A 13,114-nucleotide genomic window follows, 5' to 3' on the forward strand; every position below is an offset into this window, starting at 1 on the left:
GTTCAACGGCCATCCGATGGCTCCACGACCTCCATCGCACGCAGCGACCTTGCGTGCGCCGTCAATTGCGGACTTTCAACAGGAACACGCGTGCCGCGCCAGGTCACATGCGTGCCGAAAGCGGCAACGATCCATTGAAACAACAGCAGCACGTCGCGCAGCGGCAAGAGCGGCAAATCGATCCAGAACTCACGCGCGAACGACTCGGGTGCCACACCTGGCAACGCGCTTCTCAGGGCAAGCTGATGGCGTGCGGCGCGCGCATGCAGCAGCAAACGCGCAGCGACGCCGACGGATGTACTGACTGCTCCTACAACCGCAGGACAGCAATGCGTCATGCCGCTCCCGCCGGTCGCGAAAACAGCAGTGAGACATCCGCCGGCCATCAGCCAGGGCGTCGGAAACGTGATGAAAAGAAAGGCGAAGCCAAGCGGGTTCACCGAACGGATCGTGCGTAGCCACCGCGTTTCGCGTTCGCATAGCGCGGCGAACGTGGGCTCAGTCACGTCGGTGGCCACCATCACCCGCGAGAGCACCGTTTGCAGTCCGAGCGCACGGGCGTGTTCGGCGAGCCAGTAATCATCGGCCAGACAGTTCTTCAGGGCCTCGAAGCCACCAATGCGGTCAAGCGTCGTCCGCCGCAACGCGAGCGTTGCCCCGAAGCCGAAGCGGCGCGACCCGGTCATATACGCGACCCGTACCGAAGGCGCGAACCATTCGTTGACGAAAAGCGCGCCCACGCGCGACCAGAAACCGCCCACAGCTCGCGCGACATAAAGACACGTGAGCACGCCGACGCGCGGGTCGGCGAGCGGCGCGACCACACCGTCGAGATAATCTGCCTCGACGGCAATGTCGCTATCTGCGATCACAATCACGTCATGGCGCGCGTGCGCCGCCATATTGATCAGATTGCTGACTTTACGATTGCTCCCATGCATCCGCGTATCGATGACAAGTTCGATGTCGCGCGACGGATACGCGGCCTGCAAACGGCGCACGACGGGAATCGAGGGATCGTCTGGGGAAGACACGCCGAGGACCAGCTGAAAATTCCTGTAACGCTGCTCACAAAAGCTTCGCAGGTTTTCATGCAGGCGCGGCTCTGCGCCGCACAGTGGCTTGAGCACACTCACGCCGCTGTGCGGGAAAGGATAGAACGAATGCGAGCCGGGCGTGTCGAGGTGAGCGCCGCTTACCATGCTGCCGGACGCGGGAGCGGCAGCGGCTTGCGCCAGACGGTCCAAACAGAAGATCAAGCTGCGGCGCTGTCTGAGGAAGGGCATTGCGGCGGCGGCCGTCATTGCATACAGCGACGCGCCGACGCACCCGGCGAGCAGAATCCATTTGCATACTGTCAATGCGTGTGCAGCCATTCAGGATTCCTTCAGTATCAGCTCAGCACGAACGGTTTGCCCGTGAGACGAAGATGAAGGATGACAAGCCAGAGTCGCGGGCAACCAGGTACGACCTCGATTCGCCGTACGTTAGCATCCGCAGCGCTCGCATAGCGCCCTTCAACGGCGCGCTGAAAAGCACCCCGCGCCAACCGATGCGCGACGATTACGCCGCCCGCCATCATTCCCAGCGAAGCCAGCCGGAAAGCGCCGGAGCCGAAAACATGCTGCGCGGCCGGCAACAGCACTACCGTCACGCAGGCGAAGACTTCGGCGACGACAGCCGTCAGCGAAGCCACCATCAGGTGGGCCCGCAGCATGTCGACGGTGATTCGCTTCATGGCTTTGCCTCATACCCTGAGAAACGATTGCGCGCTTTGCGTACAGTTCTCTCGCGCTGCTCGAGTCGAGTCACAGCTCAACACAAAAGGCCAATGTGCCAGCCGATCATTCCATCAATGAACCTACGATCGCGCTTCGAGAGACCAGCAACAGAAGGCGACGCCGAGTGCCAATGTGGCTAATGCGGCGGTATGCTTCGTGCAAATAGTACGGAGCAAAGCTGAAGAAAGCCTTAAGCAAGAGCAATGCGCACGGACCGCTCCCCACGCGTTGCCGGGAGGTTTCGGGAGGGACGCTGCGGTGACCGAGTCGTCGATGTCCGGCTCAATGACGACAAGGGCGCCGCCATTTTGTGCGCCACTTCATCGAGGCCGTCAATCATGCAGTGTCATTAGCATCCCAACGCTCAGGTGCCCACGAAGGCCACCTTCTTTGCACAGCGGGAGTGTGCCCAGCCAGAGACACTGGTCATCTGTGCGATCCCGCTCCTGATCAGCGTCGGCTGATGCGCGGCAACAAGCACACCCGCAAGCCGATGTTCGTAGTAATCCCCTCGGCGTTGCTGGCTTGGGTTCGCGAGTGAACCTATGGCCGGGCTAAGTCGGCTTGTTCAGACTCATTGGAAACCTCTTTTAAACGCAGGAGAACACCATTGAACACATTGCCCGTGACCGGATCAGTCGACTGGCACAGCAAAGTCCCGGAAATCACGCTGTCGTTCTGGATGGTCAATATCATGTCGACCACAGTGGGCGAGACAGGGGCTGATTTCCTGGCGGTCAATGTGGGCTGGGGCCAAGGCGTCACCAGCTCCGTCATGGCCACGTTGCTGGTGACCGCTCTCGTCACTCAGTTGCGCACCCGTCGCTATACCCCCTGGATTTACTGGCTCACTGTAGTCCTGGTTAGCGTCGTCGGCACCCAGATCACTGACCTGCTGACCGATGGCCTTGGCGTTAGCCTGTACATCAGCACGTCAGTGTTTGCAGTTGCACTCGCTGCGATTTTCTTCGTCTGGTACCGCGTCGAACGCACCCTGTCCATCCACGACATAGTGACGCGCAACCGCGAGCTATTCTATTGGGCGGCCATCCTCTGCACGTTCGCGCTCGGAACCGCAGCCGGGGATCTGGCGACCGAGGCCCTGGGCTTGGGCTTCGTCTGGGGCGCGGTCGTTTTCGGTGCGTTGATCGGCGCCACTTGCGCCATCTGGCGCATGGGTGGCCATGCCGTGCTGACGTTCTGGATCGCCTACATCCTGAGCCGTCCTTTCGGGGCTGCGCTGGGCGACCTGTTGACGCAAGCCAGAACCTACGGCGGTCTGGGGATGAGTTCAGGTGCCGCTATACAACCATCTCCTCGGTGTATTTTTTTCGAGCGCCGTACCGGCCGCTTTCAGCCGCGCTAATCGACATTGTGATCGCGAGCATCAGTGCTGCGGTATAAACGGAGATGGTGTTGGTCAGCGCTAACCGGACAGTGGTATTTCTGAACATGGTAGTCGTCCACCACCCGCGGAACAGAAAAAAGCGGCGAACGGATTGAACCGTCGCCGCAGGCTGGAGCACATTTCGTCGATGAATCGGCCAGAAACAGAGGCCCAGAGGGATCAGAAGCGGGTGCGCACGCCCGTCGTGAGTTCGAGCTGGTTGGTCGCACCGAACGTCGAGCCCACGGTGTAGCCGCCATGCAGCCTCATGTAATCGCCGGCCAAATACACTTCGGTGCGCTTGGACAGGTGATAGAACACCGAACCGTACAGCGTTTCCTTGAAGCCGTTATGGAGGCCGGACGCCGGATCGAACGCGCCAATGTTCGCGTTCGGGATATCGCCATCGCCGTTGTACGCGGCGTTCTTCACGCGCATCTGCTGATAGCCGAGCTGGTAGTCGAGCGGACCCTTCGGCGACACCTTGAGTGACACGGTCCACGCATTATCCTGACGCTGACCGAGCGAACCCTGATTGCCGAGGTACCGGAAGTAGCCCGCATTGGCGCGCAGAATGCCGAAGTTATAGTTGCCCCCCACCGACCACGTCTGGTTTGTAAAGCCAACGCGATTTACGTGACTATAGAAGCCCGACACGTCGAAGACGCCACCGTTATACCCGAGTGCTGCCTGGTAATTGGCGTTGGAGCCGAAACTCGTTGAGTTGCCAAATGCGTAGCCTGCGCTGGCGAAGATGCCGTTGCTGAACAGCTTCTTCCACGCTACGCCATTGTTATAGCGCGTGCCGGTCGCGCTGGCCGCGTAAAAAATCATCTGCTTGAAATTGTTCGAGTTCGTCCAGCCACCCTCTTCCGTAGTCAATCGAGCACTGCCATACGGGTCGCCATAGATAGCGGCTGCGTCGCGGGCAATAGTATTCTGAAAGCCAGCGGTGATCTTGCCGAACGTGTCGTTCTCGACGCCGATCCATGCGTCACGGTCGAAGATCTGGCCTGGATCTTCCATCTGCCCGTTGGCGACGACGAATTCGCTCTCGAGACGGAAAATGATTTTCGTGCCGCCACCGATGTCCTCGGCGCCTTTCAGACCCCAGCGGCTGCCGCTAAACCACGGTTCGCCGTCATTGCCCATGCCGATGACGTGGTTGCCGTTGGCGTCCGCGTGGGTCCGGTACGTCGGAAAGCTCAGGTCCATCAGTCCGTAAAGCTGGACACTCGACTGTGCGTGTGCACCGGTCGCCTGGCAAACACCGGCCGCGACTGCCAGCGTCAGGTATCTCTTCTTCAAGTCTGTCTCCTCGAGTTGTTGCGTTGAAAATCTGCTGGTTCGCTTTTGCATCGGCGGCGTTGTTGATCGCGCTTCATCGCGTTTGGCCTTGCTTGATCTTGCATAGACGTCCGTCACACCATCGTCGAATCGTAGATACCTGAATCCTTCACGCACCTTTCCTGTACCATCTGTACAACTAAGTAGATCTACCGATTCGCCCCGCGTGGACGCTGTTCGGATTGAAGTTACTCGATAGCTTGTGGCCGCAGAATGTAGCCGAGGCCACGCAACGTTGTGATTTGCGCGCTGCAGTTGGCGAGATGCTTGCGTAAGCGGTGAATATAGATGTCTATCGCGTCCGCACTCGGTTCGTCATCGAGACAAAAAACGCTTTCCATCAGGGCGGATTTCGATACCGTCTTACCCTTTCGCAACATCAGTGTTTCAAGGATCGTATGTTCACGGCGCCGCAGCGCGAGCCGATCGTCGTTGTGGAAGAACTCACGGGTGTCGCATATGTAGTGCAGATCGCCACACGTGAGGCATGACGTCATGTCGCCCGATTGCCGGCGAATGAGCGCTTTTATGCGTGCGACCAGTTCGCGCGCATCGAAGGGCTTGACCACGTAATCGTCGGCACCGGTACTGAAACAATCCACCTTGTCGTCTGTGGATCCATGCGCCGTCAGCATGATGACCGGCACTCTGTCGCCGCGGCGTCGCAGTCGCGCGAGCACCTCCTTGCCGTCCATCCGCGGCAGCCGAAGGTCGAGCACCACGACGTCGTAGCGTTGCGTTGTCAGCACCATGTCCGCGCACTCGCCGTCCGGCACGCTGTCCACCGCGAAGTTCTCGAGGCGCAGCAGATGCGCGATCCAATGTGCAAGCTCAGCGTTGTCTTCGACCAGTAAAAGCTTCATCGGACCTCCCCTCAATCACGCCACTTCGGCAGACGAACGATCACCCTGAGGCCCGTGTGCCCGTCAACCGCTTTCAATTCGACACTGCCACCATGCGAGTGCGCGACTTCGCGCACGATCGGCAGTCCAAGGCCCGTTCCTTCCGCATCAGTCGTCCCGCGATAGAAGCGCTCGAATACATGGACGCGCGACTCCGGCGCAATGCCAGGTCCGTTGTCGACGACCTGCAGCAGGACGTCGTTCGCCTGTTCCTCGCAGGTTGCAGTTACTCGACCGCCCGGCTGGGTATACCGGATCGCGTTATCGACGAGATTGGTCACTAGAGCGATAAGCAGCATCGTGCTGCCGGCAACGAACGTTGTTCCGTTCAACTCCGCGCCAATATCGATTCCCCGCCGCTGCGCTGCGTCCACGAGCTCCTCCAGTACGCATGAAACGACAGCGGCGAGGTCGACCTTGGCAGGCGTGCGCTCGCGCGACGAAGACTCGGCCTGTGCAAGCAACAGCAGCTGATTGGTCATTTCAGTCATCTTCACAGTGCTGCGACGTATGCCCGCGAGGGCATCACCCAGCATTGGTCCGCAGTTCTCGCATGGACGCGCGCATTGAACCTGCGCCCCGAGCAACGCGAGTGGCGTGCGTAACTGATGCGCGGCGTCGGCGATGAACTTGCGCTGCGTCGTAGCGTGCACCTTGAGCCGCGCAATGCATTGATTGATCGCGTCGGCGACCGGGCAGAGCTCCGATGGCAGGCGCTCGATGTTCACAGGCTCGAGCTGTAGAGCGTCGCGGTCAGCGACGTCACCCTTCAGCCTGACGAGCGGACGCAACTCGAAAGTCAGCCCGATCAGCACAAGCGCAATCACGAGCGCGAGCATGCATCCCTCGCGCAGCAACTGGGGACGCCAGAGGTTGGCCAGCATCGCCCGATAAGAGGCCTGAGTTTTGCCCACGACTATCGTGACCGGCTCGATTGCACCCGAGTCGTATAGCTCACGCTCATAAGCCACGACACGAACACGGTTACCGTCCAGCACGGTGTCGTAGAACACGGGCCCCTGCGTTCCCGGAGCAGGCAGCGCGAGATCGGGGTTACCGCCCAACAATCGGTCGCGTCCCTTCACGACCCGGTAGAACACCTGGTCCTGATAGGGCGACTCAAATATCTCCAGCGCCGCCGGCGGAATCCTCGCGATCAGCGCGCCCTCCTCCCAATCGACGTCTTCGCCGATGATCCGCGCGGACGCAAATAAAGCGTTGTCCTGTAAAAGCCCGGCGGTCTCGCAAGCCGCGTCATACGACATCACGCCGGTCACTAACATAAACGCCGCGACCGGAACCAGCAGCCACGCAAGCAGCCGTGCGCGCAGGCTTCGCATCATGGTCGACTACCCTCCGCAAAAGCCGCGTGTGAAGCAACTTCAATTAAGGTTCTTGATTCCCGGATGCAGTTCGTCATAGGCCCTCGATATCACGCGGCGCTTCATTTGATAAGAGCGCATCCGCGCGCGGCGGGCGCATCGCTGCAAGCACGATTCCTTACGCACGATGCCAGTTCCATCGCGTGCACCGCGCCGGGCATTTTCTGGTCCCGCTGTTATGCCAAGCCAAATGCAAGCTGAAGCGAAGGTGACCGGATGTGAAACGTTATCTAATCGACAGCTTCACCTTTCTTTTAACAAGGCCGCTTGGCAATTTTCAGTTGCATTCGCCGCGTGGACTGACGGCGCGATTATGAGACGACAAATCCTTCTCTCCGCTTTCATGGCAATTGATTTTCTTAGGGGAAATCCATGATCGTAATGCCGCAACTTGCAAAAAGCTTGTCGTGATGGGACGAACGTCGATAGCGGGTCTCGTGCGATTCGCGGGCGCCGTTCGCACGTCAGGAAAGAGCTATTGGCTTCGCGGCAAGAAGCTCTCGCTTGCGCCGCCGCGCCACCGAACCCGTCATTGTGGGTTTCCTTGCGCCTTTGCGCCGCGGTTTCTCGGGTTCGACTACCGTACCAATGGCACCGCATGGGTCGCGAGTCCACACTTGCGAGGTATGCCGTGAAGCACCAGTTGTCGCTCGCCGATCTCCTTCCGGAACCGACGTCGTTGAACCTCCGGACGCTCCCGAACCCTGCATGTCAATGCCACTATGGTGACTGGCAAACGCGTGTCGGTCAGAAGGCGTCTTGCTAGCAGCAACCTTTGCGTCTGAGCGAATTCGATCATCGACACGCCGTACTCGGCATCGAAAATCGGGCGGAGGTGCCGGTCAATAACGCTATGCTCGCCGCAAGCTCTGCGAGACTTGCGGTGTTTAGAAAACCCTCTTTATCAGTGCCGCGCCCGCTTGCACAAATTGGGCCGACGCATCTAGCAGTCCATTTCCGAGTGCCCAACTCTGAGCGGCAGCGCAGACAGGGGGCCAAACCCGGCTTTCCCGGCCGCTGCCATGTTAGGGAAAAATGCGCACTTCTGCCGCTTTGGCGTTCCGAGGCCCTTGCCGCAGGTTTGCAGAACGCGTTATGGCAGGGCAGGCGGCTGTCCACGCGAACACCGCTCAGCACGAGCAATCAATATACCGCGGGCATACCCTCTGGACGATGTTTGAAGCGTCGATGAACCCAATAATACTGGGCGGGGATTTTCAGTACTTGGGCCTCGAGAAACTCATTCATGCAGCGTGCGTCATTTGTGTCGCTTTCCGATGGGAAATCGCTGAGCGGCGCAAAGACGCTCAACCTATACCCTTTGAAATTCGGAAGTACTTCCGTGACGAACGGCACAACGCGTGCGTGACCCATTTTCGCAAGTCGCGAAACTGAAGTCAGCGTGCATGCGGGGACGCCGAAAAAAGGTACAAAAACAGAATTTTCAATGCCGTGGTCCATGTCCGCAGCGAGCATGACCGGCTTGCCCTCGTGGAGGAGTCGGACGATCTTCCTGGCGCTTGTCGATCGTTCGATCATCTCTGCGCCGAATCGGCCCCGCTGACGTCTGGCCAGATCGCAAAGGCGCCTGTTCGACATATGCGTGTACAAGGAAGCGGCCGGCATCTTCAGTGAGTAAAGCAGGCACCCGATCTCGACGCCCACGAAATGAAACCCCATAAAGATCGTGGGCGGAGCATTTCTGTCTTCGAGATCAATCGCGCTTTCGATCTGGACGAGATTTCTGATCCTTTGAGCGCTACCAAACCATTGAACGCCTCGTTCGAGATAACTGCGTACGACATGCCGAAAATGTTCTCTCGCAAGCTCATCGTACTCGCGTTCCGACTTTTCGGGAAAGCAGAGGTGCAAGTTGACAAGGACGATATGTTTGCGGCGACTGGGAAGCGCATACAGGGTCGCACCGACTGCGCTGCCAACCCTCGCGACCAATGGATACGGAAGTATCGAGAGCGTGCGAAGTAAAGCTACGACGAGCAGATGACCCAGTTGTCCCAAGACCATCTCCTATGTAGTTACCGTCATCCTATCTGATGCGTCCACTCGTAAATCGCAAATGTTGACCAGGAAAACTACCAAGGCACCGACGCAGTCTTGCCCCCGTTTAAGCAGAGTGTCGACAGGTGTAAATTCCGGCTCCGCTTCATGGGCCGGCCACTGTATGCAAGCGGATGGCCGATCCCCAACTCGAAAGCTGCCGCTTCGCAGGTGAATCGGTGAACGGCAGCGGCGGGTCCGGCTACGGTCCTCATCGCGATGCGCGGTTTCAAAGTCTTGGCGCGCGCCGGTATTGGGCGGAGTTCGGCCAGAACGGTCCTTCGCACTCTGTTGGCAAACGTCTGCTGACGAGCGACGCACCGTCTTTGCAAAGCGAGGGCGAGTTGATTCGAGGACGAGCCACAAGGCCGATGATGATCCCAATTCGGGCGATCGGCTCGCGTGCTTCTCCACAAGGCAGGGCTTGTGTCATCACGGCCAGCCCTCTGGTTGCCGGTGTTTATGGCCAGCCAGTATGTAGAGGCATTATCCCCGATATGGCGGGTTGTTCCCGGATGGTGTCCGCTACGGTTGACGTAAAAAATTGCCGCAGCAATCCTGCGCACTGCCGTTAACCCGGTAGTAAGGCGCCAGGCCGTGAGGTGCAGGAAGGCCTGCCACGGCCCCGCGCGCCGCTCTCTCAGGCTCTGACCGCCGTTTTCCCGTTGGGATGTCAGGGCTTTTGCGCCAGCCTCATGGGCCGGCTTTTTTCATCCGTCAGCGAAACGTCTGGCAGCGCGGGCACGCGTGGTGCACGACACAGTGCACTGGAGGTCGTTCGATGCTGCTTTCAGAATTATTTCACCGGGCGCCCCGGCGATGGACCCTGCGTCGGGTCCCGCTTGACGGCGCCCCGTTGCGCATCCTGGTTGTCGACGACAACCAGAATGCGGCGCTTGCCATGGCCGCCTACCTGTCGCTGGAAAATATCGAGGCCAGGGCGGTTTTCGGCGGAGTGGAGGCGATTGACACGGGACGCGAGTGGGCGCCCCACGTGATCCTGATGGACATCTGGATGCCGGATTGCAACGGCTTCGAGGCGGCCCGCGCGCTGCGGCAGGACCCGCGTACCGGCGCCATCGCACTTATTGCCCATACTGCGCTGGACGAGGCTGAGGTGCACCGCAAGGTCACCGGAGACGAATTCGACGGCTATGCGCAGAAAGGCTGGCCGCCCGGCCAGCTGCTCACGCTGATCACCGCGCTCGTCGGATAACTGTCTGCCGCGGCAGGCTCACCGTGAAGACAGTCTCCTGGTCCTCCGACCGCACCTCGATCGTGCCGCCGTGCGCCGCGGCGATCTCGCGGGCGATATACAGTCCGAGCCCGAGATTGCCGTTCCCGGCGCCGGCCTCCGGGCCGCGCTGGAGCGGATCGAAGATCCTTGGCAGCAGCGCCGGCTCGATGGCAGGACCTGCATTTCTGACCTCGAACCGGACCCGCGTCTCGTCGCCTGTCATCACCACTCGCACCGGCATGTCCGGCGCGCCATACCGGACCGCATTCACAACGAGGTTGGCCAGCACCTGCTGCAGGCGTGGACCGTCCCACACCCCCGGCAGGCTGACGGGTGCTTCCAGCATGATGCGGCGGCCGGGATAAGCCGCACGCAGCTGGTCCGTCTCATCGGCAAACACCGCCACAAGGTCGACCTCGGCTGGCACGCAGCTGATTCCCAGACCCAGTTCGGTCCGGTTGAAATCGCACAGATCGTCGAGCAGCTTCTGCATCCGGGCAGCGGTCCGGATCAGACGGTTCGCGGCTGCCGATACACCGTCGCCGGCATTCATGCGTGCAAGCAGCGAAGCCGTCGCATGGATGGTCTGCAGCGGGCTGCGCATGTCATGGCCAAGCATCCCGAGGAACAGGTTGCGCTCCCGCTCGACTTCAGCGCTGAAAGAGCGGACCGATTCCGCAATCGCCTGGTCGATCGCTTCATTGAAACGGATGATGTCATCGACATGGAGCGCTTCAGGCGCACAACCATCCCTCCACAACTGCAGCACACTGGCGCGCAGCGCACGGTATTCGGCAATCAGCTGGATGATGTCAAACCCGCTTCGCGCGCGCAGAATGGCGTGCGTTTGTGCTGCGGTGTGCGGGGCACCGGCCACCTGCGGGGCACGTCCGCATGCTTTCTGCGATTGCGCTTCGGTCGTTTGCGACGTCGACAGGTCCGCCGCCATCGCTTCAAGCAGCGGCCGGGCATGGTCACGCAACGCGAGTGAATCCATGCTTGCCGCCGCGGGCAGCAGGGTCACGGCGAACGCCTCCCATTGCGCCACAATGCGCTCCATATCACGCAGGATGAAATCAGCCAGTCGCATGTCGTTCCTTGGAGAAGCAGAATGCCCTTGGGTTTGCCGGTTGCGGTTCGTGCCGCTCAAATGCATCGTCCTGCGGCTGGTGGAACGCCCAGTAGGAACAGCTACCGCAGACTTGTCCGTCCCAAATTTTCCGCCCCGAAGACGGAGATTCTATCAACGCGGCCGCACTGACCATCGCCCTGTAAACCAGAACGGCGCAGATTAACGCCTAGCGGTGGCTCGACCGTGCGAGCGGGCTTCCGGCGAAAGGATCGTTTTTCCAGTCCGCATCGCTCGGCGTTGCCGGTTGCGCGGGTGCTCCCCACGGAAGTTCGAAGTGCCCGATGGACTGTCCCGCGCTGATGGCCGAGATGGAATGGACACCGCCCTCCCTGCGTCGAGCTTGCGCCAATCGAACGTCGCGGCCGCAAGAAGCCCCTCAGGGCCTCAGCCGGTAGCCAACTTCATCGCCTTCATCATTCCGGCAACCCCCAGTATATTGAGTACGCGCTTGAGGTTGTAGGCCAGCACCTGAAGCTCATTTCGGTGCTCACCCGTCCCAGCGTCCGGGTCAGGAAGTGGGTTGCCCCCAATCCAATGCTTCAGCGTGCCGAAGACATGCTCAACGGTGCTTCTGCGGATGGTCATTGCCTCAGGCTTCCGGTCGAGTCGACGCTGCATAACTTCCAGTACATGTTCGTGCTCCCATCGTCGGATGCGGCGATAGTCGCTGGGCGAACATCGCTCCTTGAGATGGCAACGCGGGCATGCGCTGGGCCAGTACACCCGCAGATTCATGTCTTTCTCAACGGTCTTGAATCGAAGAATTGCGCGCTCACCGGCGGGGCATCGATACTCATCGCTTCTTGCAACGTAGATGAAGTCGCGTTTGGTGAAGAGCCCTTTCTTCCTTGACGCTGAGGTGAGCGGTTTCGGGACATACGCCGTGATCCCGCCATTTCGCAAGCGCGGATGTCCGGACCGCTGAAGTATCCCCGGTCAGCCAGCACTTTCAGCTTTGGCTTGCCCATCGCGTTCTTTGCCGACAGAGCCATCTTGCTGAGTTGACCATGATCGCCTCCGATTTTCGTCACCTCGTGTTCGACAATAAGATGATGCTTCGTATCAACTGCTGTCTGGACGTTGTAGCCGACCGTTCCGGTTCTCTTGCCACCGCTGGTCATGGAGCGGGAATCCGGGTCAGTGAGCGACAACTGTCCGTCCGGTTCATTCTTCAACTGATGTTTGATCTGCTCGAGCTCACGCATCCGCTGACGCAGGAGCGCGATCTTCTCGTACAGGCGCACGGTCTTCACATCGAAACCTGTCGGACTGGTCCGGTCTGCAGTTTCAATCATGTCGAGGTATCGCTGGACGCTTTCCTCGATCTGCTGCTGGCGTTTGTCGATTTTGCCCGCAGTGAAGTTTCTGTCGCGGCTGTTCGCAGCCTTGAACTTGCTGCCGTCGATGGCGACCATGTCGCTGGATAGCAGCTTCAGTCCTCGACACAGTTCGACGAAGCGACGGCATACGTTGCGAATGGCCGGGCCATTGTCGCGGCGAAAGTCGGCGATCGTCTTGAAGTCTGGTGCCAGACGTCCTGTCAGCCACATCAGCTCGACATTGCGTTGGCATTCGCGCTCAAGACGCCGGCCTGAGGGTACCCGGTTCAGATACCCGTAGATATAGATTTTGAGCATCACGCCAGGGTGGTAGGACGGGCGGCCGGTGATTGCGGGCGTGGTGCCGTTGAAGCCGAGCGTTGTGAGGTCCAGTTCGTCCACGAACACGTCGACGATTCTGACCGGGTTGTCCTGGCCGATGTAGTCATCGACGCATCCGGGAAGTAGTGCGACCTGCTTGCGGTCATCGCCTTCAACGAATCGCTTCATGAGTCACCCGGTCTCAATGAGTTGATTCAGTTTAGGCGATGAGTGCGTTTTCACACAGG

11 protein-coding genes and 2 pseudogenes are annotated in these 13,114 nt (G+C 59.8%); 2 read left to right on the forward strand and 11 right to left on the reverse strand.

Translation table 11 applies throughout. From position 1 onward, the window contains the following. Positions 1-2: 2 nt before the first annotated feature. A complete protein-coding gene (gene hpnI, locus BCA01S_RS32780) occupies positions 3-1,376 on the reverse strand; it encodes a bacteriohopanetetrol glucosamine biosynthesis glycosyltransferase HpnI (RefSeq protein ID WP_027780488.1) in 1,374 nt (457 codons plus the stop codon). A 17-nt stretch (positions 1,377-1,393) separates the two neighbouring features. Continuing rightward, a complete protein-coding gene (locus BCA01S_RS32785) occupies positions 1,394-1,738 on the reverse strand; it encodes a hypothetical protein (RefSeq protein ID WP_027780489.1) in 345 nt (114 codons plus the stop codon). A gap of 653 nt (positions 1,739-2,391) precedes the next feature. On the opposite strand from BCA01S_RS32785, the gene BCA01S_RS36110 reads away from it, so the two are divergent. Continuing rightward, entirely contained in the window at positions 2,392-3,147 is a 756-nt protein-coding gene (locus BCA01S_RS36110) for a COG4705 family protein (protein ID WP_042320289.1), read from the forward strand. Between the two features lie 201 nt (positions 3,148-3,348). Here BCA01S_RS36110 and BCA01S_RS32795 read toward each other — a convergent pair whose 3' ends face one another. The 5 genes and pseudogenes from BCA01S_RS32795 to BCA01S_RS32810 all read right to left on the reverse strand — a co-directional run bounded on the left by BCA01S_RS32795 (position 3,349) and on the right by BCA01S_RS32810 (position 8,818). Next, positions 3,349-4,527 (reverse strand): porin, encoded by a 1,179-nt coding sequence (locus BCA01S_RS32795; RefSeq protein WP_174447111.1) that lies wholly within the window; start codon positions 4,525-4,527, stop codon positions 3,349-3,351. 176 nt (positions 4,528-4,703) lie between these two features. Further along, positions 4,704-5,378 (reverse strand): response regulator, encoded by a 675-nt coding sequence (locus BCA01S_RS32800; RefSeq protein ID WP_027780491.1) that lies wholly within the window; start codon positions 5,376-5,378, stop codon positions 4,704-4,706. A gap of 11 nt (positions 5,379-5,389) precedes the next feature. Beyond that, entirely contained in the window at positions 5,390-6,760 is a 1,371-nt protein-coding gene (locus BCA01S_RS32805) for a sensor histidine kinase (protein ID WP_027780492.1), read from the reverse strand. A gap of 711 nt (positions 6,761-7,471) precedes the next feature. Further along, positions 7,472-7,859, reverse strand: a pseudogene (locus BCA01S_RS39695) (helix-turn-helix domain-containing protein); the annotation flags it as partial. A gap of 83 nt (positions 7,860-7,942) precedes the next feature. Next, positions 7,943-8,818 (reverse strand): lipid A biosynthesis lauroyl acyltransferase, encoded by an 876-nt coding sequence (locus tag BCA01S_RS32810; RefSeq protein ID WP_027780493.1) that lies wholly within the window; start codon positions 8,816-8,818, stop codon positions 7,943-7,945. A gap of 820 nt (positions 8,819-9,638) precedes the next feature. On the opposite strand from BCA01S_RS32810, the gene BCA01S_RS32815 reads away from it, so the two are divergent. Further along, complete coding sequence (locus BCA01S_RS32815; RefSeq protein WP_027780494.1) at positions 9,639-10,073, forward strand: response regulator; 435 nt, start codon at positions 9,639-9,641, stop codon at positions 10,071-10,073. Here BCA01S_RS32815 and BCA01S_RS32820 read toward each other — a convergent pair. The 4 genes and pseudogenes from BCA01S_RS32820 to BCA01S_RS36115 form a co-directional block, all read right to left on the reverse strand. Further along, positions 10,054-11,184, reverse strand: a complete 1,131-nt coding sequence (locus BCA01S_RS32820; RefSeq protein ID WP_027780495.1) for a sensor histidine kinase — start codon at positions 11,182-11,184, stop codon at positions 10,054-10,056. The two genes, BCA01S_RS32815 and BCA01S_RS32820, sit on opposite strands and share 20 nt — an antisense overlap. Before the next feature lie 208 nt (positions 11,185-11,392). Beyond that, a pseudogene (locus tag BCA01S_RS39700) lies at positions 11,393-11,530 on the reverse strand (H-NS histone family protein); the annotation flags it as partial. Positions 11,531-11,610: 80 nt separating this feature from the next. Beyond that, the gene (locus BCA01S_RS39375; protein WP_244146102.1) at positions 11,611-11,961 is read right to left on the reverse strand and encodes a transposase; all 351 of its coding nucleotides are present in this window, start codon (positions 11,959-11,961) and stop codon (positions 11,611-11,613) included. Then, on the reverse strand, positions 11,958-13,055 hold the full coding sequence (locus BCA01S_RS36115) for an IS1182 family transposase (protein WP_244146101.1): 1,098 nt from the start codon (positions 13,053-13,055) through the stop codon (positions 11,958-11,960). Before BCA01S_RS36115 ends, BCA01S_RS39375 begins: the two co-directional genes overlap by 4 nt. Positions 13,056-13,114: the final 59 nt, after the last annotated feature.

It is taken from the genome of Paraburkholderia caledonica NBRC 102488, assembly GCF_000685095.1.
Lineage (GTDB): Bacteria > Pseudomonadota > Gammaproteobacteria > Burkholderiales > Burkholderiaceae > Paraburkholderia > Paraburkholderia caledonica.